Source organism: Stenotrophomonas sp. YJH_SMC_122, from assembly GCF_059369535.1.
In genome coordinates this window covers 66,512-90,607 of sequence record NZ_JCAFST010000010.1, presented here as the reverse complement: position 1 = coordinate 90,607, position 24,096 = coordinate 66,512, and the positions used below count along the sequence as shown (strand labels likewise).

General features: G+C 66.6%; 16 protein-coding genes. 9 read left to right on the top strand and 7 right to left on the bottom strand.

What is annotated here, in order from left to right; all coding sequences use genetic code 11:
* Window positions 1-15 precede the first annotated feature (15 nt).
* Together AC5P66_RS14245 and cueR are read left to right on the top strand one after the other, a co-directional pair.
* Window positions 16-2,517: a heavy metal translocating P-type ATPase gene (locus AC5P66_RS14245; RefSeq protein WP_495216443.1), complete on the top strand. Its 2,502-nt coding sequence runs from the start codon at window positions 16-18 to the stop codon at window positions 2,515-2,517.
* Between the two features lie 11 nt (window positions 2,518-2,528).
* The gene (gene cueR / locus AC5P66_RS14240) at window positions 2,529-2,984 is read left to right on the top strand and encodes a Cu(I)-responsive transcriptional regulator (protein WP_049438337.1); all 456 of its coding nucleotides are present in this window, start codon (window positions 2,529-2,531) and stop codon (window positions 2,982-2,984) included.
* 78 nt (window positions 2,985-3,062) lie between these two features.
* Here the strand turns inward: cueR and AC5P66_RS14235 are convergent, their stop codons facing one another.
* Both AC5P66_RS14235 and AC5P66_RS14230 read right to left on the bottom strand, forming a co-directional pair.
* Window positions 3,063-3,257 carry a heavy-metal-associated domain-containing protein gene (locus AC5P66_RS14235; protein WP_049438338.1) on the bottom strand — a complete coding sequence of 65 codons (195 nt, stop codon included), beginning with the start codon at window positions 3,255-3,257 and terminating at the stop codon, window positions 3,063-3,065.
* A gap of 188 nt (window positions 3,258-3,445) precedes the next feature.
* Window positions 3,446-6,520 carry a TonB-dependent receptor gene (locus AC5P66_RS14230; RefSeq protein ID WP_495216442.1) on the bottom strand — a complete coding sequence of 1,025 codons (3,075 nt, stop codon included), beginning with the start codon at window positions 6,518-6,520 and terminating at the stop codon, window positions 3,446-3,448.
* A gap of 1,235 nt (window positions 6,521-7,755) precedes the next feature.
* Here AC5P66_RS14230 and AC5P66_RS14225 point away from each other — a divergent pair.
* From AC5P66_RS14225 to AC5P66_RS14200, 6 genes are all read left to right on the top strand, one after another.
* On the top strand, window positions 7,756-10,221 hold the full coding sequence (locus AC5P66_RS14225; protein WP_495216441.1) for a GH92 family glycosyl hydrolase: 2,466 nt from the start codon (window positions 7,756-7,758) through the stop codon (window positions 10,219-10,221).
* Between the two features lie 96 nt (window positions 10,222-10,317).
* Window positions 10,318-11,367, top strand: coding sequence for a LacI family DNA-binding transcriptional regulator (locus AC5P66_RS14220; RefSeq protein ID WP_099495725.1), 1,050 nt, complete (start codon window positions 10,318-10,320; stop codon window positions 11,365-11,367).
* Window positions 11,368-11,427: 60 nt separating this feature from the next.
* On the top strand, window positions 11,428-12,741 hold the full coding sequence (gene fucP / locus AC5P66_RS14215) for an L-fucose:H+ symporter permease (RefSeq protein ID WP_049415184.1): 1,314 nt from the start codon (window positions 11,428-11,430) through the stop codon (window positions 12,739-12,741).
* A gap of 7 nt (window positions 12,742-12,748) precedes the next feature.
* Window positions 12,749-13,744, top strand: a complete 996-nt coding sequence (locus tag AC5P66_RS14210) for a carbohydrate kinase family protein (protein ID WP_049439928.1) — start codon at window positions 12,749-12,751, stop codon at window positions 13,742-13,744.
* On the top strand, window positions 13,741-14,967 hold the full coding sequence (locus tag AC5P66_RS14205; protein ID WP_049415191.1) for an AGE family epimerase/isomerase: 1,227 nt from the start codon (window positions 13,741-13,743) through the stop codon (window positions 14,965-14,967). Before AC5P66_RS14210 ends, AC5P66_RS14205 begins: the two co-directional genes overlap by 4 nt.
* Window positions 14,968-15,057: 90 nt before the next feature.
* On the top strand, window positions 15,058-17,676 hold the full coding sequence (locus tag AC5P66_RS14200; RefSeq protein ID WP_495216440.1) for a beta-mannosidase: 2,619 nt from the start codon (window positions 15,058-15,060) through the stop codon (window positions 17,674-17,676).
* A 52-nt stretch (window positions 17,677-17,728) separates the two neighbouring features.
* On the opposite strand, the gene mtnC is transcribed toward AC5P66_RS14200, so the two are convergent.
* From mtnC to AC5P66_RS14175, 5 genes are all read right to left on the bottom strand, one after another.
* On the bottom strand, window positions 17,729-18,424 hold the full coding sequence (gene mtnC / locus AC5P66_RS14195) for an acireductone synthase (RefSeq protein WP_049415198.1): 696 nt from the start codon (window positions 18,422-18,424) through the stop codon (window positions 17,729-17,731).
* Window positions 18,425-18,427: 3 nt separating this feature from the next.
* Complete coding sequence (locus tag AC5P66_RS14190; RefSeq protein ID WP_049402829.1) at window positions 18,428-18,985, bottom strand: 1,2-dihydroxy-3-keto-5-methylthiopentene dioxygenase; 558 nt, start codon at window positions 18,983-18,985, stop codon at window positions 18,428-18,430.
* A gap of 92 nt (window positions 18,986-19,077) precedes the next feature.
* Entirely contained in the window at window positions 19,078-19,719 is a 642-nt protein-coding gene (locus AC5P66_RS14185; RefSeq protein WP_049439933.1) for a methylthioribulose 1-phosphate dehydratase, read from the bottom strand.
* 564 nt (window positions 19,720-20,283) lie between these two features.
* Window positions 20,284-21,711 (bottom strand): amino acid permease, encoded by a 1,428-nt coding sequence (locus AC5P66_RS14180; RefSeq protein ID WP_021204531.1) that lies wholly within the window; start codon window positions 21,709-21,711, stop codon window positions 20,284-20,286.
* 81 nt (window positions 21,712-21,792) lie between these two features.
* The gene (locus AC5P66_RS14175; protein ID WP_099495368.1) at window positions 21,793-23,268 is read right to left on the bottom strand and encodes an amino acid permease; all 1,476 of its coding nucleotides are present in this window, start codon (window positions 23,266-23,268) and stop codon (window positions 21,793-21,795) included.
* A 132-nt stretch (window positions 23,269-23,400) separates the two neighbouring features.
* On the opposite strand from AC5P66_RS14175, the gene AC5P66_RS14170 reads away from it, so the two are divergent.
* Complete coding sequence (locus AC5P66_RS14170) at window positions 23,401-24,015, top strand: NUDIX hydrolase (RefSeq protein WP_080352975.1); 615 nt, start codon at window positions 23,401-23,403, stop codon at window positions 24,013-24,015.
* Window positions 24,016-24,096: the final 81 nt, after the last annotated feature.

Sequence of the window (24,096 nt, the reverse complement as noted above, 5' to 3'; positions counted from 1 at the left end):
CCCGGGAATCCGATCATGAGCACGCCGCGCGCCGCTGCTGCCCCTGCCAGCCCCTCCACCATCAGCCTGCCCATCGAGGGCATGACCTGCGCCAGCTGCGTGGGCCGGGTCGAGGCAGCACTGTCCAGGGTCGAGGGCGTGGGCAGTGTCTCGGTGAATCTGGCCACCGAGCGGGCGGACATTCGCCCGTCGGGCCCGGTGGATCGCGCGGCGCTTATCCGGGCGGTGGAGCGGGTGGGCTATGACGTGCCTGCGGCTACCACCGAACTGGCGGTCGAGGGGATGACCTGCGCTTCCTGCGTGGGCCGTGTCGAACGCGCGCTGCTGGCCGTGCCGGGCGTCAGCCAGGCCAGCGTCAACCTGGCCACCGAGCGGGCCACGGTGCGTGGCATGGCGGACGTGGCTGCGCTGGTCGCAGCGATCGACAAGGCCGGCTATGACGCACGTGTGATCGAGGCGGATGTGCAGTCCGATGATCAGGCTGCGGAAAAGAAGGATGTCGAGCGCGCCGAACTGAAGCGCGACCTGATCGTGGCCACCGCGCTGGCACTGCCGGTGTTCGTACTGGAAATGGGCTCGCACCTGATTCCCGGCATGCACGCATGGGTGATGTCCACGATCGGCATGCAGGCCAGCTGGTACCTGCAGTTCGCACTGACGCTCCTGGTGCTGGCCATCCCCGGGCGTCGCTTCTACCAGAAGGGCGTCCCCGCATTGCTGCGCCGTGCGCCGGACATGAATTCACTGGTGGCGGTGGGCACCGCTGCGGCGTTCGGCTATTCGGTGGTGGCGACGTTCCTGCCAAGGCTGCTGCCGGCCGGTACGGTGAACGTCTACTACGAAGCGGCGGCGGTGATCGTCGCGCTGATCCTGCTCGGCCGCTTCCTGGAGGCCCGGGCCAAGGGCCGCACCTCCGAAGCGATCAAGCGCCTGGTCAACCTGCAGGCCAAGGTGGCCCATGTGATCCGTGACGGCCGCGTGGTCGACATCCCGGTCAATGAAGTGCAGAGCGGCGACGTGGTGGAAGTGCGCCCGGGCGAGCGCGTCCCGGTCGACGGCGAGGTGGTTGAAGGCCGCAGCTACATCGATGAATCGATGATCAGCGGCGAGCCGATTCCGGTCGAGAAGCTGCCGGGCAGCAGCGTGGTGGGTGGCACGGTCAACCAGAAGGGCGCACTGACGGTGCGAGCCACGGCCGTGGGCGCGCAGACCCTGCTGGCGCAGATCATCCGAATGGTCGAACAGGCGCAGGGCTCGAAGCTGCCGATCCAGGCGGTGGTCGACAAGGTCACGTTGTGGTTTGTGCCCGCGGTGATGCTGGCCGCAGTGGCGACCTTCGCGGTCTGGTTGATCTTCGGGCCCTCGCCGGCACTGAGCTTCGCGCTGGTCAATGCGGTGGCGGTGCTGATCATTGCCTGCCCGTGCGCGATGGGCCTGGCCACGCCGACCTCGATCATGGTCGGAACCGGTCGTGGCGCCGAAATGGGCGTGCTGTTCCGCAAGGGTGAAGCGCTGCAGCTGTTGAAGGATGCACAGGTGGTGGCGGTGGACAAGACCGGCACGCTGACCGAAGGCCGCCCGCGCCTGACCGACTTCGAGATCACGGACGGTTTCGATCGCAGCGCAGTGCTCGCGGCAGTGGCCGCGGTGGAGTCGCGCTCGGAGCATCCCATTGCCCGCGCGATTGTTGATGCCGCGACCGGGCAGGGCATCGCGTTGCCGGGCATGGTCGACTTCGAATCGGTCACCGGCATGGGCGTGCGGGCCAGTGTCGAGGGTGCACGCGTGGAGGTCGGTGCCGATCGCTTCATGCGCGACCTGGGCGTGGACATCACTGCATTCGCAGCATTGGCGGCGGAACTTGGCACGCAGGGCAAGTCACCGATGTACGTGGCCATCGATGGACGCCTGGCCGCGATCATCGCGGTATCCGATCCGATCAAGCCGAGCACCCCGGCAGCGATCGCGGCACTGCATCGGTTGGGCCTGAAGGTGGCGATGATCACCGGCGACAACGCCGGGACCGCGCAGGCGATCGCGCGCCAGCTCGGCATCGATGAAGTGGTGGCCGAGGTGCTGCCGGAAGGCAAGGTCGAGGCCGTGCGCCGCCTCAAGGCCACGCATGGCCACGTCGCCTTCGTCGGCGACGGCATCAACGATGCCCCTGCGTTGGCTGAGGCTGATGTCGGCCTGGCCATTGGTACCGGCACCGATATCGCGGTGGAGTCGGCCGACGTGGTGCTGATGTCGGGTAGCCTGCAGGGCGTGCCCAATGCCATTGCACTATCCAAGGCAACACTGGGCAACATCCGCCAGAACCTGTTCTGGGCCTTCGCCTACAACACGGCGTTGATTCCGGTGGCGGCTGGCGTGCTGTACCCGGTCTGGGGCGTGCTGCTGTCGCCGGTGTTCGCTGCCGGTGCGATGGCGCTGTCCAGCGTGTTCGTGCTGGGCAACGCGCTGCGCCTGCGCCGCTTCCAGCCGCCGATGGCGGATGCCCACGCCACGACCCATTGAAGGAGCACCACATGAACATCGGTGAAGCCGCCAAGGCCTCCCGTGTGTCGGCGAAAATGATCCGCTACTACGAACAGATTGGCCTGATTCCTGCGGCCGATCGCACCGAGTCGGGCTACCGGGCGTACTCTCAGGCGGACATCCATCGCCTGCGTTTCATCCGCCGCGCGCGCGATCTCGGCTTCCAGGTGGCCGAAATCAGTGAACTGCTGGGCCTGTGGAACGACACCGCGCGGCACAGTGCCGACGTCAAGCACCTGGCCGAGCAGCACATCGCCGACCTGGAACAACGCATCGAGAGCATGCGGCAGATGGTCGACACGTTGAAATCGCTGATCCGTTGCTGTGCGGGCGACGAGCGGCCGGAGTGCCCGATCCTGGAGCGGTTGGGTGAAGACGATGAGGCCCCGCTGCCGGTCGATGTAGCGAAGACCGGCGCGGTGCGGCGGCGCGCGCGCAAGCGCTGAGTTTCCATGTCGCGTGCAGAAAAAAACCGCCCGGTGACAGTGCACGGGGCGGGCTTCGCTGTGGCAGAAGAGAGGGGATCAGGCAGTGCGCGGCGGGAAACCCGCATCGTTCAGCGCGGCGAACACCTGCTCCTGTGATGCGGTGGTCTGCACCTTGACCAGGCCGGTCGGCGGATCGGCCACCACACTGGCGTTCGGATCGATCTGCTGGATCGCGCGGGTCACGCTGCGCGCGCAGCCGCCACAGGTCATGCCGTCAACGTGGAATTCCATCTGTAGCTCCTTCGGTGCTCGTGAGGTGGAACCAGTGTGCACCTTCCAACGATGGCAGGGTCAAGCAGATGGCTGAACGGCGGCGCAGGCACCAATGAAAACGGCACCCGCCTGTACCAGCGCGGCTGCCGTGGAGGACCATTTCCGCCGGGGCGGGCAAGACTGCGCCGGGCAGGCCCGGCGCCGCCTCAGAACTTCCAGTTCACGCCGAAGTACAGCTGGCGGCCGGCGTACAGGTTTGACAGCAGGCGAGCCTGGCTGTCGTTGCCGATGTAGCTGCGCAGCTCGGACTTGGTGGCGTTCAGTACGGCGGCGGTCACCGTCCAGTCCGGGGTGAGGTTGTAGGCCACGTTCAGGTCAAGCTGGCTGTAAGGCTCGGTGTAGGTGGTCATGCCATTGTTCAGGCCGCCGACCACTTCACCACGACGGTTGTACGAGGCGCGCGCCAGGAACTTGTCGTTCTCGTAGAACACCGTAACGTTGGCCTGGTTCTTGGCACTGCCGACCAGCGGCGAGGAGCCGATTTCCTCGCCATCCAGCACGATCGAGGCCAGGTTGGTGTCGTTGTAGGTGTAGTTGGCCTGCACGCCCAGTCCGAAGTCGAACGTGTACTGGCCATACAGTTCCACGCCCTGCGACACGCCATCGCGGCCGTTGGCCTGGGTCTCGTACTTCTGCACGGTGACCGACTGCCCGCCGACGTTCATCTGCTGGTCGCGCACCACCGGCACGGTGAAGTTGTCCACGTTCTTGCGGAACAGCGAAACACCTGCGACCGCGCCCGGCTTGAAGTACCACTCCAGACCCAGGTCGAACTGGACCGCCTTGAACGGTTCCAGCGCCTTGTTGCTGCCCGAGCCGTACCAGCCGGGCGTGTCGGTGCCGCCGGTGACGCGGCGGTCGTTGGCGTACTCTTCGCTGATGTAGCGCAGGCCACCGGGATAGGCGATGCTGGTGTAGCTCGGGCGCGCGACCACCTTCGATGCCGCGCCACGCAGCACCAGGTTGTCGGTGATGTCCCAGGCAATGTTGAAGCTGGGCAGCACGTCGGTATAGGTCTTTTCCAGCGACGACAGGGCATACACCTTGTCGCGCACCTGCGGGTCGGGCAGGCGGACGAAGCCACCCTGGCAGCGCAGGTTCGGGTCGGCGGCCGGATCATCGCAGCTCATCGGTGCGCCGCTGGCGTTGTCGACGAAGTAGTCGTTGAAGCGCTCGACCGAATCGCTGGACTGGGCGAACTGCTTGGTCCGCACCACGCGCACGCCGATGTTGCCGCGTACCCGCTCAGTGCGGAAGTTGGCCTGGAAGTAGCCGGAATGGATCTTCTCGTTGACGTCGTATACGAAGTCTTCTTCGGTGCGGTTGTGCGAGCCACCGTAGGTCTTGTTCAGGTAGTCGATGTAGGCCGGGTAGTTGATGCCCGGGAACACGTTGGCGTTGAACGCGCCGGTGATGTTGCTGATCGGGTTGGACAGGAAGAAGCCCGGCTGCGCATCGCCTGCGGTCGGATCGCAACCGGCCTGGTAGCGATTGTTGTCATAGTCGGACGGATCCAGGCCCGGGCACACCCAATAGGTGTTGCCGGTGTTGCGGTGGACCTTGCCATCGCGGTACTTGGCGCCGAACTGGATCGAATCCAGCCAGCCGGCCTCGAACAGCTTGGTGACGTCGGCCTGGAAGTAGTTCTGCTTGACCTCGGTCTGCATCCACGACGAATCGGTCGAGCCGGTATCGACTTCGGCCACGCCCGCCATCAACTGCTGCTGCAGGTCGGGCGAGAACTGCACCGACGGCGTGCCGGTCAGGTCCCAGGCGGTGTACTGGTTGCCGGACTGCCACTGGTTGCCGACCTTGCGGCGCGGCTTGGCCGACATGCGGAAATTCATCGACGGACCGCCTTCGGACCAGGTGCGGCCGCCGGTGAACGAGGCTTTCCAGAGCGGGCTGATGTCCCAGTCGATGGTCAGGTCGGCGGTCTGCGACAGCGCCTTTTCCTTGCTGTATCCACCGGTGAGCTGCGGAGTGGGGATGGTGCAGTCGTCCGGGCCCCAGCCGCCGGGCTTGAGGCCGGCGGCCGCCGCTTCTTCTTCGCTGCAGTAGTAGGTCTTTCCGGCCAGCTTCTGGTACTGCGCGCCGGTGACGATGCTGCCACTCGGGTCGAAGTCCAGGCCGTTGAGCAGGCGGCCGCCGGCCCAGTTGCCGTCCTGGTTGTAGCGGGCCAGGTTCCACTCCGGCACCTTCAGCATGTTCTGGGTGTAGTCACCCTGCAGTTCAAAGCGGAAGTAGTTGGCCGTCATCGTGACGTTGTCGACCGGCTTGAACTGGAAGGTCAGCTGGCCGCCCTTGCGCTCGCGCTTTTCTTCCTTCACTGCGAAGTTCACCGAGGTCGGCATGAAGAATTCGCTGTAGTTCTTGCCGGCCTGGTTGTTGAAGCCGGACTGGCCCCACCAGTAGTGGATGCCGTCCTGTTCCAGCAGATTGCCGTTGGCATCGCGGGCGGTGGTGCCGTTGCCGTACCACTGGTAGTCCTCGGTGCTGGCTTCCATGGTGCGGGTGGTGCGGTTCTGCTGGGTGACGCCGACCAGCACGCCGAAGCGTTCGTCCTTGCTGTGCCAGGAGTACAGCGCCGACACCTGCGGATCGACATCGTGGCTGGTGTCGGAGGTGGTGCCCTCCAGGTTCACGTAGCCGGAGTTGGATTCCATGTCCAGCGGACGCCGGGTATGCAGGATGACCGTGCCGCCGATGCCGCCTTCGTCGATGCGCGCTTCCGGCGACTTGAACAGCTCGGCGCTCGACAGCATGTTCGACGGCAGCAGGGTGTAGTTGAAGGAGCGGGTCGCTTCGTTGTTGGTTTCCGAGGAGGCGACGAAGTTGCCGTTCAACTGGGTCAGGGTCAGGTCCGGCGCGAGGCCGCGCACGCTGACACTCTTGCCTTCGCCACCGCTGCGGGTGATGACCACGCCGGGCACGCGCTGCAGTGCGTCGGCCACGTTCTTGTCGGGGAACTTGCCAACGTCTTCGGCGGTGATCACCTCGACCACGGCGTTGGCGTCGCGCTTCTGCTCGAGGCTCTTCTCAATGGCGTAGCGGTAGCCGGTGACCTGGACGCTGTCCAGGGTGGTGGCATCCTGCCCGCCGGTGGACGTGGCCTGTTGCGCGGCGGCGCCAGCCGGAACGACGGCGGCGGCCAGGGCCAGCGCGATGGCCAGCGACAATGCGTCCTGGCCGTGCGTACGTGTTGAATGCTTCATTCCCATCTCTCCCTCTCTCCTGGATTGATCCGGTGACGTGGCACGGACAACTTGAATCGATCTAATTTGAAGTGACTTTGCGGCTGTCGCCGTGCAATGGCAGTAGCGCCGCGCGTGTGGCCTGGTACGTCCTGTTGCTGCTCCCCCAACTCCCGGCCATCGCAGTGTCGTTCTTGGATCGATCTAAGCGATGGGCGGGCGATTTTTAGCACGGGTCGCCCGTGGGCGCATGCTGCTCCGCAATATGGTACTGGCGTGGCGAAGGGATGACGGTTTGCTGAAATCAGTGAAATCGTTTTCGTGCGCAGGGGAGGGTGGGCGGCAGGGCTGCGCCCTGCATCTGTGGGGTAGTGCCGGCCGCTGGCCGGCAACAGCGAAAACCAAAGCCAAAAACGGCTCTGGTTTCCTGTGGGTTGGGCGGGGCGGTGTCGGATTGCGGGGACGCCGTAAACCCGTCCATGGGGGCTTGGCCGCGGCATCCATGCCGCGGACACCCCGCAATCCGACACCGCCCCGCCTTCGACAGTTTCCCGGTGACGGTCGGACTGATCCTGGAACGACATGGGGTCCTGGGGTCAGATCCGTTTTCCTTTGGAAAACGGATCTGACCCCAATCGATTTCGTTATCTGACAGAGATTCATCCACGCCTGGCGTGGATCTACCGCAGATCGCGGAGATCTGTCGAAGGCGGGGTGGGTCCGGTTGCGGGGGCGTGAGCCGCATGGGCCCGAGGCATGCCTCGGGCGGGTTGGGCAGGACGCCCAACCCCGGTCTTGCCGTGTGCGCAGGACTGCGCACACGAGCAAGCGGCGACCGAGCCTACATGGGTGAGGGCGCTTTGCTTGCGAAGCACTGCTTCGCAAGCGCCCGAACGCATAGCCGCCAGCGGCTGGGCCGGACCGCGGAGCGGGATTTACGGCGTCCCCCGCAACCGGACCTACCCCGCCATCCCACGGATCGCCGGCTTTTGCTGTTGCTTCGGCTGTTGCTTCTGAGGTTGCCGGCCAGCGGCCGGCACTACCCGGGTGCAGGGCGCAGCCCTGCCGAACCCCCTCATGCTGCGCCGCAGAATGCATTCGGCTGAACCCGCATGCTCTACTTGAATCGATCTAAATTCACGGTCGCACGGGTCGGGCGTCATTCCAGGGGGAGCTCTCTGCCAGTCACGGCGGGACTCAGTGGAACGCTGCCGGACGGCCCCGGCCGTCTGCCTCCGCGCCATCGACTACAGGAACCCGACATGCGTCCAGTGCCGTCCGCTCCCGCCGTCCCATCATCCTCGCGCCCGCTGGTGCGCCTGGCCTGCCTGCTTGCGCTGTCGGCCACGCCGATGCTGTTGCAGGCTGCCCCGGCAGCGCTGGAGCGCGAGGTCAACACCTTCATCGGCAGCAAGGACGACGGCAATACGTTCCCGGGTGCGTCGGCACCGTTCGGCCTGATCCAGGTCAGCCCGATCGGCAGCCACTACTCGGGCTGGCGCTATGACGATGAGAAGATCCGCGGGTTCGGCCACTCCTTCATCTCCGGCGCGGGTTGCTGGGAACAGGGCGGCCAGGTGTCGGTGCTGCCGGTGACCGGCTCGATCGGTCCGGGCGGTGATCTCGATACCGGCAATGCCAAGCAGTTCGACCACAAGGCCTACGCGTCGACCTACACCCATGACGGCGAGATCGGACAGGCCGGCTACTACAAGGTACGCCTGACCAGCTACGGCGGCATCGATGCGGAAGCCACCGCGCGCACCCGTGCCGCGGCCGAGCGCTACACCTTCAGCCAGCGCAGCGGCGATGGCCACGTCCTCGTCAATGTCGGCCAGGCCAACGAGCGCCATTCGGTGATCGGCAGCGTGGTCGATGTGGTCGGCGACCGTGTGGTGGAAGGCAAACTGGTCACCAAGAGCTTTTGTGGCGGCCACCAGTACACCACCTGGTTCCGCATCGAGTTCGACCGTCCGTTCAAGGCGCATGGCACCTGGGGGGAGGGCGGTGGCCTGCCGGGCGCGCGCCACAGCATGGAAGGCGAGCAGAAGCCGAACGGCGCCTGGCTCAGTTTCGACCTGACCAAGGGCCAGTCGGTGACGGCGGTCAGCGCCATCTCGCATGTGGACGCCGAAGGCGCGCGCACCAACCTGCGCGCAGAAGGCATGCAGAATGGGGTGCTCCTCGGCTTCGACCGCATGCGTGCGCTGTCCCAGCAGTCCTGGCGCGAGCAGCTGGGCCGGGTGCGTGTGCAGGGCGGCACTGCCGACGACCGCGCGGTGTTCTACAGCGCGGTCTACCACGCGCTGCTGCAGCCGATGACCGGCAACGACGCCGACGGCCGCTACCGCGGCTATGACGATGGCATCCACCGTGCCGATGGCTGGACCTACTACGAGTACTTCTCGCTGTGGGATACCTACCGCGCGCAGAACCAGTGGTTGGCGCTGACCCGCCCGGACGTGGCGCGCGACATCGGCCGTACCCTGCTGGCGATCGACGAGCAGGGCGGCTGGCTGCCGCGCTGGGGCTATGCCAACTTCGAGACCAACATCATGACCGGCGATCCGGTCACCCCGTTCATGGTCGACCTGTGGCGCTTCGGTGCGCTCAAGGGCCGTGAATCGCAGGCCTGGGATGCGCTGCGCCGCAATGCCTTCGGCACGCCGCCGCTGAACTCGCGCATGGCTGGCCGCTCCGGCAACCCGACGTACCTGGACAAGGGCTACGTGGTCTACGACCGCGCGTTCCCGTCCAAGGGCATGGACGTCGATCCGCACCACGGCGGTTCGGCTACCTTGGAATACGCACTGGCCGACTGTGCGCTTTCGCAGATGGCCGATGGCCTCGGCCATGCGCAGGACGCGGCGACGCTGCGTGAGCGCGGCCGCAACTGGCGCAAGGTGTGGGACCCGCAGGTGCGCGACGCCGAGACCGGCTTCACCGGTTTCCCGCGCCCGCGCACCGAGGATGGCCAGTGGTACACCCCGGCCGATGGCCACTACAGCCCGCGTTCGCACCACGGTTTCCATGAAGGCACGGCGTGGCAGTACCAGTGGCTTGCGCAGCAGGACGTGCCGGGGCTGATCGAAGCGATGCAGGGCCGCGAACAGGCCGGCCGCCGCCTCGATGCCTTCTTCGCGATGGACGCGCTGCAGGCGGACCCGCTCAACGCCGCCCGCAAGGAGTGGGTGGTCGGACCGTACAGCTACTACAACCAGTTCCGCTACAACCCCAACAACGAGCCGGACCTGCACTCGCCGTGGCTGTACACGCTGATCGGCCAGCCGTGGAAGACCGCGGCCGTGGTGCGCGCCGCGCAGCAGTTGTTCACCAATGCGCCCAACGGCGTGACCGGCAACGATGACCTCGGCACGATGTCGGCCTGGTACCTGTTCAGCGCCATCGGCGTGTACCCGGCGGTGCCGGGCAGCGGCCAGTTCCTGCTGCACACGCCGCGCTTCAGCAAGGTGGAAGTGGACATGGGCAATGGCCGCACCCTGCGCATCGACGCGCCGGGTGCCGATGGCCGCCGCCTGCAATACGTGCAGGGTGTGCGGGTCGACGGCCAGGCGCATGCACCGGTGTGGCTGGACTGGGACCGCCTGCAGCAGGGCCCGCGCCTGCAGTTCGCACTCGACGCGAAGGCGCCGGAGCAGGGCTGGGGCACCGCGGTGAAGGACCTGCCGGTGTCCTGGTGCGCGGCACCGGGCAGCCAGCTGCGCTGAGCCGGACTGTGCCGTTCGCGGTGACCCAGCGAACGGCACGGCACGACACGGCCCTGATCCATTAGGCTTGAGCCTCCAGCGGAGTCCGGGAAGACGATGAACGACAACGGCAGCAGTCCCAGCAAGCGCGCCGGCAAGGCGGTGACGGTGACCGACATCGCGCGTGCGATCGGCGTGTCACGGGCAACCGTGTCGCTGGTGCTGCGTGGCAGCCCGCTGGTCAACGTCGATACCCGGGCCAAGGTCGAGGCCGAGCTGCGCCGCCAGCGCTATGTCTACAACCGTGCGGCGGCCAACCTGCGCCGGCGCACCTCGTCGAGCATCGCGCTGGTGATCAACGATCTCTCCAACCCGTTCTTCGCCGAGTTCGCATCGGGCGTGGACGAGGCGTTGGGCGGGCGTGGCTACGTGACCCTGCTCGGCAGTACGGGTGAATCGCCGGAGCGGCAGCAGGCGGTGCTGTCCACGCTGATGGAGCACACCCCGGCCGGCCTGATCCTGTCGCCGGCCGAGGGCAGCGATACCGCACAGCTGCGGCAGGCACTGGGTGCCAATGCCAACGTGCTGCTGTTCAACCGCGAACTGGCCGGGGCCGACTGGGACTTCCTGACCCTGGACAACCAGCACGGCGCCTATCTGGCCACGCGCCACCTGATCGAGCGCGGCCACCGCCAGATCGCCTTCTTCGGCGGCCACGCCGCATCCAGTTCCTGCCACCAGCGCCGCGCGGGTTTCCAGCAGGCGCTGGCCGAGGCCGGTCTGTCGCTGCCGCCGGGCTGGATGGTCGAATCGGCGCCGAACCGGCTGGAAGCCGCTGCGCGCACCGATGAGCTGTTTGCCGATGGCCATCGCCCGAGTGCGGCGGTCTGCTACAACGACACCGTCGCGCTGGGCCTGATGCTGGGCTTGAACTCGCGCGGCATCCGCCCGGGCGGCGACTTCGCCGTGACCGGCTTCGATGATATTTCCGAGGCGTCGGTCGCGGTGCCGCCGTTGACCACGCTCACCGCCGACCCGCGCGAGCGTGGCCGCCAGGCTGCCGCGCTGCTGCTGCAGCGGCTGGACGAACCCGACGCGCCGCCCCGGCGCACGGTCGCGCCGGTGCAGTTGCGCATCCGCGAAAGCAGTGCCGCACGACCGAACTGATTCCTTCCGCATACCCCTTCCACGCAACAACGACCTTCCGCGCATCGAGGCGCGTAACGCATGCCGATCTCCGCAACGCCCCGTCCATCGGGTTCTTCGGGCAACGCACCCGCCGTCACCAACGGCAAGGCGTTGGCTGTCGTCACCACGATCTTCTTCATGTGGGGCTTCCTGACCTGCCTCAATGACATCCTGATCCCGCACCTGAAGGCGGTGTTCGAACTGAACTACGCCAAGGCGATGCTGGTGCAGTTCACCTTCTTCGGTACTTACTTCCTGATGTCGCTGCCGGCGGGCCGCCTGGTGGCGGCGCTGGGCTACAAGAAGGGCATCGTGGCTGGCCTGGTGATCGCCGGCATTGGCGCGCTGGGCTTCTGGCCGGCGGCCGAGCTGCGCGTGTACGGCGCCTTCCTCGGTGCGTTGTTCGTACTGGCCACGGGCATTACCGTGCTGCAGGTCGCCGCCAACCCGTACGTCGCGCTGCTGGGCCCGGAACAGACCAGTTCCAGTCGCCTGACCCTGGCGCAGGCGCTGAACTCGCTGGGCACGGCCATCGCGCCGATCTTCGGCGGCATGCTGATCCTGTCCAACACGGTCAAGAGCGCTGACGACATCGCGGCGCTGCCGGCCGCCGAGCAGCTGGCCTACCGTGCCGCCGAGGCGCAGGCCGTGCAGGGACCGTACGTGGGTCTGGCGGTGGCGCTGGTGCTGCTGGCGCTGTTCGTGTTCCTGTTCCGCCTGCCGGCACTGAGCGACGCCACCGAGCAGGCCGACCAGGGCCACCACCACAGCTACCTGGATGCGCTGCGCAAGCGCCACCTGCTGCTGGGCGTGCTGGGCATCTTCTTCTACGTCGGCGCTGAGGTGTCGATCGGCAGCTTCCTGGTCAACTACCTGTCGATGCCCAACATCGGTGGCTTCAGCGAACAGGAAGCCACGCACTACGTGTCGGCCTACTGGACGATGGCGATGATCGGCCGCTTCGCGGGCTCCGCGCTGCTGGCGCGCTTCTCGCCCAGCCGCCTGCTGGCGATCTTCGCGCTGGTCAACGTGGCGCTGCTGGTCACGACCATGCTGAGCTCCGGCAGCATCGCGCTGTACTCGGTGGTGGCGATCGGCCTGTTCAACTCGATCATGTTCCCGACCATCTTCGCGCTGAGCATCGAGCGCCTGGGGCCGCTGACCAACAAGGGCTCCAGCCTGCTGATCATGGCCATCGTCGGCGGTGCCGTGGTGCCGTACCTGCAGGGCGTCCTGGCCGACCACATCGGTGTCCAGGCCAGCTTCATCCTGCCGCTGCTGTGCTACGGCTACATCATTTTCTACGGACTGGTCGGCGCACGTACGCCGGCTTCCGCAACGCAGGGAGGCTGAGTCCGGAATGGGTGCCATCGTTTGCTTCGGCGAGATTTTGATCGATCTACTAGCGCAGCCGCCGGCCTCGGCCGATACACCGCGCGCGTTCCTGCAGTACGCCGGCGGAGCGCCGGCCAATGTCGCGGTGGCCGCCGCACGGCTGGGTGCGAAGACCCAGTTCGTCGGCACGCTGGGCCGCGACATGTTCGGCGACTTCCTGGCCGACAGCCTGGTCTCGCACGGCGTTGGCACGGACTACATCGTGCGTACCGATGCGGCCAAGACCGCACTGGCCTTCGTCGCACTGGATGCCAGCGGCGAGCGCAGCTTCAGCTTCTATCGTCCGCCGGCAGCCGACCTGCTGTTCCGTGACAGCGACTTCCAGGCTGCGTGCTTCGACAGCGCACAGTGCTTCCATGTCTGTTCCAACAGCCTGACCGAAGCGGCGATCGCCGAGGCGACCCTCGCCGGCATGGATCGCGCGCGTGCGGCTGGTGCGGTGGTCAGCCTCGACCTCAATCTGCGTCCGGCGCTGTGGCCGGCGAACGAAGACCCGACACCGCGCCTGTGGCAGGCGCTGGAACGCGCCGACCTGGTCAAGCTGTCGCGCGAGGAGCTGGACTACCTGGCCGCGCCGCTGGGTGCCGATGGCGAGGCAGCGGTACTGCGGCGCCTGCTCGCTGCTCGCGCGCGCTGGGTGATCGTCACCGACGGTGCGGCCACGCTGCACTGGTACACGCGCGACAACCACGGCACGGTCACCAGCTTCCGCGTGGCTACCGTCGACACCACGGCGGCTGGCGATGCTTTCGTCGGTGGCGTGCTGGTTGGGCTGCTGGAGCGCGGCGGCGCCGGTGCCGGTTTTGCCGCCTTCTGCCAGGACCCGGAGGCGATCACCGCCACGTTGCGCTTCGGCGCCGCCGTCGGCGCGCTGGCTGTTACCCGCAAGGGCGCGTTCGCCGCGATGCCCTCGTTCGATGAAGTGCAGCAGCTGCTGCAGGCCCAGGACATTACCGCATGAGCACCTCCCCCGACTTCCGTTCGCCCGCGTTCCTGCGCGGGCACATCGCCGATACGATGGCCTTCTACCATCCGCGCTGCATCGATCCGAACGGTGGCTTCTTCCACTACTTCCGGGACGACGGCAGCATCTACGACGCCAACCATCGCCATCTGGTGAGCAGCACGCGTTTCGTCTTCAACTACGCGATGGCCTACCGCGAATTCGGCAACGCCGAGTACCGTGAGGCGGTCGAGCACGGCGTGCGCTACCTGCGCGAGGTGCACCGCAACCCGGCCACCGGCGGTTACGCCTGGACCCTGCGCGATGGCAAGGTCGAGGATGACATGAACCACTGCTACGGCGTGGCGTTCGTGCTGTTGGCCTACAGCTGCGCACTGAAGGCCGGTCTCGAACAGGCCCGCGCATGGATGGACGAGACCTGGCAGCTGCTGGAAGCGCGCTTCTGGGAGCCGCAGCACGGCCTCTACAAGGACGAAGCCGATGGGCAGTGGAATTTCACCGGCTACCGTGGCCAGAACGCCAACATGCACATGTGCGAGGCGATGCTGGCCGCCTTCGAGGCCAGCGGCGAACAGCGCTATGTGGAGCGCGCGCTGCAGCTGGCCGACAACATGACCCGCCGCCAGGCCGCCAAGGCCGGTGGCCTGGTGTGGGAGCACTACGATTCCAACTGGGAGATCGACTGGGATTACAACCTGGATGACCCCAAGCACCTGTTCCGCCCGTGGGGCTTCCAGCCGGGCCACCAGACCGAATGGGCCAAGCTGCTGTTGATCCTGGACCGCCATGTGCAGGCCGATTGGCTGGTGCCGACCGCGCAGCACCTGTTCGACGTGGCCGTGGCGCGCAGCTGGGACGAGGCGCGGGGTGGCCTGTACTACGGTTTCGCGCCGGAATCGCGCCGGCAGCCGGGCATGGATGGCGCCCCGATCGGTGGCGACAGTTTCGTCTGCGACGACGACAAGTATTTCTGGGTGCAGGCGGAGACGCTGGCGACCGCCGCACTGATGGCCAAGCGTACCGGCGATGACCGCTATTGGCAGTGGTACCAGCGTATCTGGGCGTATTCGTGGGAACACTTCGTCGATCACCGGTACGGCGCCTGGTTCCGCATCCTCGATGCCGACAATCGCAAGTACAGCGACGAGAAGAGCCCGGCCGGCAAGGTGGATTACCACACCATGGGTGCGTGTTACGAAGTGTTGAACGTGGTGCGTTGAGGTTGGTGCGCCGGGCATGGCCCGGTGCTGCCGTGAGCTGGACTTGCAGGTAGCGCCGGGCCAAGCCCGGCGGAATAACAGGAGCATCCCGTGCATCGCTTTCCCCTCGTTGTCCGCCTGCTCCTGCTGCTGATCGCGGCGTCCGCCTTTCCGGTCGCTGCCGCGCCGCTGCAGGCACAGTGGGAGTTCCGCATGCTGCCCGGCGACGCGCAGGGCGCCGCCCACCCAGGTCTGCAGCAATGGCGGGCGGCGACGGTGCCGGGCAGCGTGCACACCGACCTGCTGGCTCACGAATTGATCCGTGATCCGTATGTCGGTGCGCCCGAGGCCGAACTGCAGTGGATCGGCCTGGCTGCCTGGGAGTACCGCGCGCGCTTCGACGTCGATGCCGCGACGCTGTCCAGGCCCAATGCCGAACTGCGCTTCGATGGGCTGGATACCTACGCCGAAGTCAGCCTCAACGGAAAGCCGCTGCTGCGCGCGGACAACGCACACCGCACGTGGCGTGCCCGGGTCGAAGGCCGCCTCCGTGCGAGCAACAATGAACTGCAGATCGTGTTCCGTTCGCCGATCCGCGCCCTGCTGCCGGGCGTGCAGGCAATGCCGCACAAGATCGCTGGCAACTACCCGTCGCCGTATGGCGATGAGCCGAAGGACGCGATGGTCGGCAACTTCGCGCGCAAGCCGGCCTACCACTTCGGCTGGGACTGGGGTCCGCGCTATGTCACCGCCGGCGTCTGGCGCGGAATCGATCTGCAGGCTTGGGACGCGCACCGCCTGACCGATCTTGCGGTGCGCACGGATGCATTGAGCGCGGAGCAGGCGAAGCTGGCCGTGCTGCTGCAAGTGGAGCAGGGCGCGGCGGCGGGCTCGGCCGTGGTGAATGTGGATGTGCAGGATCCGCAGGGCCGCGCCGTGGCCCAGGTGCAGCGCACGGTGCTGCTGAAGCCCGGCCAGAACAGCATCGAGGTTCCGGTTGAACTGGCCGATCCGCGGCGCTGGTGGCCAGTCGGCCACGGCGCGCAGGACCGCTACACGGTGCAGGCCCGCCTGGACCAAGGTGGCGCGCCGGAGCTGGCGCGCGAGCAGCGCATCGGGCTGCGCACGGTCGAACTGCGCCGCGGGGAAGACCGCAAGGGCGGGCAGGGCTTTGCCTTCGTCATCAACGGCGTGGAGATCTTCGCCAAGGGCGCCAACGTCATTCCGTTCGACGCCTTTCCCGCGCGCGTCGATGCCGCACGCCTGCGCCAGGTGCTGACGGCCGCGCGCGACGCCAACATGAACATGCTGCGCAACTGGGGCGGCGGCTACTACGAGGACGACGCGTTCTTCGACATCGCCGACGAACTGGGCCTGCTGGTGTGGCAGGACTTCATGTTCGGCGGCGGCATGCAGCCGGGCTACGATCCGGCGTTTCGTGCCAACGTGGTGGCCGAAGCACGCGACAACGTGCGCCGTCTGCGCCACCACCCCAGCATCGTGCTGTGGTGTGGCAACAACGAGGAAGAAACCGCCTGGAAGGACTGGGGCCATGGTCGCGACCTGAAGGCGGCCGACCCGGCGTTTGCAGCGAAGGTCTGGCAGGGCTATGTCGACCTGTTCGGCAACGATCTGCGCGCGGTGGTGGGCGAGGAAGGGCTGGGCGTGCCGTACTGGTCCAGTTCACCGAGCAACGATCTTGACGAAAAGGCCAACGACTCGACCCGCGGCGACAAGCACTACTGGCAGGTCTGGGGCAATCCGGCGCTGCCGGTGCAGGCCTACCTGCGTGAGACGCCGCGCTTCATGTCCGAGTACGGGCTGCAGGCGTGGCCGTCGGTGGCGACGGTGGACCAGATCGCCACCCGCGCCGAGCAGCGCATCGACAGTCCAGTGATCCGTGCGCACCAGAAGTTCATGGCTGGCGAGGGCAACAGCCGCCTGCTGCACTACATCGAGCTGGGCTACGGTACGCCGAAGGACTTCGAGGACTTCGTCTACCTCAGCCAGGTCATGCAGGCCGATGGCATCGCTCTGGCGGCACTGCACCATCGCGCCTCGCGCCGGTACACGATGGGCTCGCTGTACTGGCAGCTCAACGATGTCTGGCCCGGCGCCTCGTGGTCCAGCGTGGACTATTTCGGCCGCTGGAAGGCGCTGCACTACGCCGCGCGGCGTTTCTTCGCGCCAGTGACCGTGGCAGCGCTGCGCGACGAGGGCAGCACGCGGGTGCGCCTGATCAACGACGGTGCCGCACTGGATGCACGCTGGCGTCTGCGGGTGATGGACGTGGAGGGCAAGGTGCTGCGTCGTCGCGAGGAAACGGTGACGTTGGCGGCGGCGGGTGTCACCTCGATGCGCGATTTCAGCGATGCAGAGCTGCTGGCCGGTGCCGACCCCACGCGTACGGTGGCGGTGTTCGAGTTGCTGCAGGACGGCAACGTGAGTGCGCGGCAGGTGGTCGGTTTCGTTGAGGCCAAGGACCAGGTGTTGCCGCGGCAGAAACTCAAGGCCACGTTGTCCATCGAAGGGGACCACTATCGTCTGCGGCTGGAAAGCGCGGCGTACGTGCGCGCGGCGTGGATCGACTTCGGCGCGCTGGATGTGCAGGTCGAAGACAATCTGCTGGACCTGTTGCCGGGCGAAACCCGCGATATCGCAGTGCGCGGCCCGGTGGATCTGGTTGCCCTGCGCGAAGCGCTGAAGGTGAAGACCCTCAACGATCGTTGAGGGGTATCCCGCTTTGGTAGGTGCCAACCAAGGTTGGCATCTACCCGGCGCTTTACAGCTGGATCTGCTGGAAATTCTCGACCCGTTCGTGGCCGTTGGCGGCCTGGCCGGTACGCGGCATCGGGTAATCATCCAGGCGATCGATCAGGCGGGTCTGCAACCCGGCTTCGCGGGCGGCATCCAGTTCTTCCACCACATCGGACAGGAACAGGATCTCGCCGGCCGGTACGCCGATGGCCTGCACGATGCGGCGGTAGCTGTCGGCCTCGCGCTTGCCGCCGATCTCGGTATCGAACCAGCCCGACACCAGTGGGCTGAGGTCACCGGCATCGCTGAAACCGAAGAACAGCTTCTGCGCCGGCACCGAACCGGAGGAGTACACGTACAGCGGCAGGCCGGAAGCGTGCCAGCCCTTCAGCACCGGCGCTACTTCCGGGTAGAAGTGCGCGGTGTAGTCGCCACGGCGGTAGCCTTCGTCCCAGATCAGTCCCTGCAGCGCCTTCAGTGCGGTGTGCTTGCGGTCCTGGTCGATCCAGCCCTGCAGCGTCTCGGCCACCAGGCTGTCCTGGCAGGCACCGCCGATCTCCGTAGCCACCGCATCCAGCCAGCGGCGGACGTCCGGCTGCTGGCCATGCTCGGCGACAAACGCGGGCAACGCCTTGCGCGCATAGGGGAACAGCACGTTCTTGACGAACGAGATGCTGCTGGTGGTGCCTTCGATGTCGGTCAGGATGACGCGGGCTTGCATGGATCAGGACGCCTGGGTGGGTACGTAACGAGGGAACTTCTGCGCGATGTCGGTGCCGGTGAAATGGCCGACCCAGCCGTCCGGCTCGGTGAAGAAACGGATCGCCACGAAGCTGGGTTCCTCGCCCATGTCGAACCAGTGGGTGGTGCCATCGGGCACGGCGATCAGGTCGTCCTTCACGCACTCGATCTCATAGACCTTGTCACCCACGTGCAGGGTGAACAGGCCGGAGCCGGCGACGAAGAAGCGCACCTCGTCTTCCTTGTGGAAGTGCTCGTCGAGGAACTTTTTCCGAAGCTCGGCGCGGTTCGGGTTGTCCGGGGCGATCGAGGCCACGTCCACGCTCTTGAAACCGCGCTCGGCAACCAGGCGGTCGATGTCGGCGCGGTAGGCGGCGAACACTTCCTCCTGGCTGGCGCCCGGTGCGACCGGTGCGGTGGCCTGCCAGCGCTCGAAGGTGACGCCGATCTTCTGCAGCTCGGCAGCGATGACCGCGCCGTCCTGGGTGTCCAGCAGCGGCGATTCGGGGCGGATGTCGTCGTAGATGCGCAGTCGGCTCATGGCGGCAGCTTGAACGTCTCGGGGGGAGGACAGGGTAGCAGGGTGGGCGCAGGATGCAGATTCCGGATCGGCATCTGCACCTGCGCGCGGGTTCAGCCGCGCAGCCTGCGCAGTTCCAGTTCGCAGTGGAACAGGAACTCGAACGCTTCCAGATGGCGACGTGCTTCGGCCATGTCGCGGCCCCAGGCGTACAGGCCGTGGCCATCGATCAGATAGCCCCACAGGTTCTGCCGGTCGAGCAGGTCATCGACCTGCTTCGACAGCACGTTCATGTCCTGGGTATTGGCGAACACCGGCACCTCGATGGCCATCTCGTGGGTGCTGTTGCCGGCGAAGGCCTTCAGCAGCTCGTAGCCTTCCAGGCGGATATGACCCTGCGGCGCGTACAGGCGCGAGGCGATGGTCTGCACCGGCGAGTGCGTATGCAGCACGCAGCCGACGTCCGGGAAGCGGCGGTACAGCTGGGTGTGCAGCAGGGTCTCGGCGGACGGGCGCAGCGGACGGCCGACGGCCTGGCCGTCGAAGTCCACCACCATGATGTCGTCCTCGATCAGGCGGCCCTTGTCCTTGCCCGAGACGGTGATCGCCGCGTGGCGGTCGTCCAGGCGGTGGGAGAAGTTGCTGCTGGTGGCCGGGGTCCAGCCGGCGTGGGCCAGTTCGCGGACGTTGTCGATCAGCAGCTGGGCCAGTTCGCTCAGGCGCGCGGTGTCGTACGGGAAGGTGGGGGCGTTCATGTCGGCGATTTTACTGGATTCGGCCAACGGCTGAGCCCCTCGTGGCGGGTCGTATAGAGCGGTTCATGGGCGGGGCGGGGCAGGTGGGCCGTGCAGGGGACGCTGCAAGTACGTCCCTGTAAGCTCGATGGCGCCATCCATGGCGCCAACGCCCCTGCACGGCCCACCCGCCCCGCCTCTGACAGGTTCCGGTGTACGGCCGGCCACGGAGTGAAGAAGGAAAAGCGAAAAGCGGGTCGCTTCGCTGCGCTTGCTCGGAGCGGAGCATGGCTCCGCTCTACAGAATCATTCATTCCGGAGCATTCGTTCATGAGAACGTTTCATCCACGCATGGCGTGGATCCACCGGACGCACCGGGATACTGTCAGGGGCGGGGAGGCATGGGTTCGCGGGGGTGTCCGCGGCATGGATGCCGCGGCCAAGCCTCCAGGGATGGATTCACGGCGTCCCCCGCGAACCCATGCCTCCCCGCCAAGCCCTCAGCCCAGCTGTTGCCGTTGCTGTTGCCGTTGCTCCGGCTTCAAAGGCGGGTGCAGGGCGGCAGGCCCTGCAATGCAAAACCCCTTACTTCCCCCGCAGGCGGCTGTGCCTGAAGCCGTAGCAGAAATAGATCACGAAGCCGACGAAGGTCCATACGCCCATCAGCATCCAGTTGTGCATCGTCATCGCCGACAGCAGCGCCAGGCAGCTGAGCACCCCCAGACTGCAGATCAGCCACGCCATCGGCATGCGGAACGGGCGTGGCAGGTCCGGCTGGGTGCGGCGCAGGATCAGCACGCCGGCGCACACCGCCGCAAAGGCGATCAGCGTGCCCATCGAGGTCAGCTCGCCGAGGATGTCCAGCGGGAACAGCGCCGCCAGCAGCGCGATGCCGATGCCGGTGATCACCGTGTTGATGTGCGGGGTGCGGTACTTCGGGTGGATCCTGGTGAACACCGGCGGCAGCAGGCCGTCGCGGCCCATGATCATGAAGATGCGCGGCTGGCCGATGATCATCACCAGTACCACCGAGGACAGGCCGACCAGCGCGCCGACCTCGACCACCCAGCGCAGCCAGCCCAGCTGCGGATGCGCCGCGACTGCGGTCACCACCGGCTCGTCGGTGCCCAGCAGCTGGAACGGCACCAGACCGGTCATCACTGCGGCCATTGCGATATACAACACGGTGCAGATCACCAGCGACAGCATCATGCCGATCGGCATGTCGCGCTGCGGGTTCTTCGATTCCTGCGCCGCCACCGATACCGCCTCGAAACCGATGTAGGCGAAGAAGACCATCGCCGCGCCACGCAGCACGCCTTCCATGCCGTACTTGCCCGGGCCTTCATTGGCCGGAATGAACGGGGTCCAGTTGCTGGTGTCCACGTACTTCCAGCCGACCACGATGACCAGCACGATCAGGCCGGTCTTGAGCACGACCATCGCCATGTTCATCGCCGAGGACTTGCTGATGCCGACGTAGCACAGCCAGGTCAGCAGCAGCACCAGTGCGGCGGCCGGCAGGTTGGCGATCGCGCCGGTCGGGCGCAGCTGGGCGTCGAGCGGGGCGCTGACCAGGGCCGCCGGTAGGTGGATGTCGAACTGGCTGAGCAGGCTGAGGAAATAGCCGGTCCAGCTGACCGCGACCGCCGAGGCGGACACGCCGTACTCGAGCACCAGCATCCAGCCGATGAACCAGGCCGAGAGCTCGCCGAAGGTGGCGTAGGTATAGGTGTAGGCGCTGCCGGAAACCGGCACCATCGAGGCGAATTCGGCGTAGGCCAGCGCGCAGAAGGCGCAGCAGATCGCGGCCAGCACGAACGACAGCATGATCGCCGGGCCGGCGTGGTTGGCGGCGGCCTGGCCGGTGATGACGAAGATGCCGCCGCCGATCACCGCGCCGATGCCCAGGGCGGTCAGGCCCCAGGGACCGAGATGGCGGCGCAGGCTCAGGCCGTTGGCGTCTTCATGGGCGGCATGCGGGTGCTTGGTGGCCCACAGTTGCTTGAACATGTGTGGTGGTCTTGTCGAAGCGCGCCATGAGCGGCGCACGGGAAAACGGACGGGCCGGCGCGAGGCCGGCCCGGAGGCGGATCAGGGCGACTTGGCGAGCTTGCTGTTGCGCATGCCGTAGCCGAGGTAGATCAGCATGCCCAGCACGGTCCAGCCGACGAACAGGTGCCAGTGCACCACGAACGCCTGCCAGAACAGGAACAGGCAGGCCGCGGCGCCAAGCGGGCAGATGATCCACACCGCCGGCACGCGGAACGGGCGATGGAGTTCGGGCTTGCTATAGCGCAGCACCAGCACGCCGATGCAGACGGTGGCGAAGGCCAGCAGGGTGCCCATCGACACCAGTTCGCCCAGCACGTTCAGCGGCACCAGGCCCGCCAGTGCGGCGGCGATCACGCCGACGACGATCGTGGCCCAGTACGGGGTGCGGAAGCGGGCGTGGACCTTGCCGAAGAACTTCGGCAGCAGGCCGTCGCGGGAGATGGTGTAGGCGATGCGGGTCTGGCCCATCATCATCACCAGCACCACCGAGGACAGGCCGGCAATGGCGCCGACTTCCACGAACGTCTTGAGCCAGGACAGGGTCGGGTAGGGCTCCAGCGCGGTCGCCACCGGCTTGTCGGTGCCCAGCAGGTGGTACGGCATCATGCCGGTCAGCACCGCACAGACGATGATGTAGACGATGGTGCATACGGCCAGCGAGCCGAGCAGGCCGATCGGCATGTTGCGCTGCGGATCCTTGGTCTCACCGGCGGCGGTAGAGACCGCATCGAAACCGATGTAGGCGAAGAACACGATGGTGGCGGCGCGGAAGATGCCGCTCCAGCCGAACTCACCCGGCACGCCGGTGTTTTCCGGGATGAACGGCTGCCAGTTGGCCGGGTCGATGTGGGCCGCGCCGATGCCGATGAACAGGCAGATGACGGTGACCTTGATCGCCACGATGATGGCGTTGACGAACGCCGACTGGGTTACGCCCACGTACAGCAGGCCGGACACCGCCGCCACGATCAGCACCGCCGGCAGGTTGAACAGCTTGCCGGAGGAGACGAACTCGCTGCCGGTCCAGGCGATGGGCGCGGCGCTGAGCATGTCCGGGAAGGGCATGTGCAGCGTGGTGGTGATGAAGCTGATCAGGTAGGCCGACCAGCCCACCGCGACCGACGCCGAGGCGAACAGGTACTCCAGCACCAGGCACCAGCCGATGAACCAGGCCATGCCTTCGCCGAGGGTGGCATAGGAATAGGAGTAGGCACTGCCGGAGACCGGCATCATCGCCGCGAACTCGGCATAGCACAGGCCTGCCAGCGCACAGGCGAAACCGGCCAGCACGAACGACAGCATGACCGCCGGGCCCGCGTGGTTGGCTGCGGCCTGCCCGGTCAGCACGAAGATACCAGCGCCGATCACCGCACCCACGCCAAGCAGGATGAGGTGTTTAGCCGTGAGGGTCCGTTTCAACGTGGCTTCGCCGTCCAGGCTGCCTTCGATGGGTTCGCCGGCATCGACGTGCCCGGCCGGCTCGACCGGCTTGACCCTCAACAGAGCTTTCAGCATGCAGTACTTCCTAGTGATCGGATGGGGTGGGCGGCCGATACGTTGCCGGCTGCCTTGAATGGTGAAGGCCGTGCGAACGGCCCGCTGTACCTTAGCCAAAGCTGAAGCCAACGCACAAGCGCAATCGCAACAATGAACGGCGATAATGAGCAGTATTTTTCCGAACCGCCCCCATTCATGAGCCAGACCGCCGAAACCCTTGCCGCGCTTGACGATCGCCTGCGCGGCCTGCTCCGGGACTACGCGCACCGCGAACCCGCCCACGACGCCCTGGCTGCCGAATTCGGCACATTGCTGGATGATCCGGAAGATCCGTTCCGGCGTGAGCGGCTGGCCGGCCACTTCACCGCCAGCTGCTGGCTGGTCAGCGCCGATGAGCAGCGCCTGCTGCTGACCCACCATCGCAAGCTGCAGCGCTGGCTGCAGCTGGGCGGCCACGCCGACGGCGACCGCGACCTGGCCCGGGTGGCGCTGAAGGAAGCCGAGGAAGAGTCCGGCTTGAGCGGCCTGGTGCTGGAAGACCCGGCCATCTTCGATCTGGACAAGCATTGGATTCCGGAGCGCAAGGACGTGCCGGGACACTGGCACTACGACGTGCGCTTCGTGATCCGGGCGCTGGGTGGCGAGGCCTTCGTACCCAGCGAGGAATCACTGGACCTGGCCTGGCGGCCGGTGACCGAGGTCGCGGCCGACCCGGAGTCGGATGAGTCCATGCAGCGCATGGCGCGCCGCTGGTTGGCACGCTAGCAACCTGTAAGGCCGAGCCGATGCTCGGCTCGATGCGGGCCGGAACCGCAGCCGAGCATGGGCTCGGCTCTACAAGCGCAT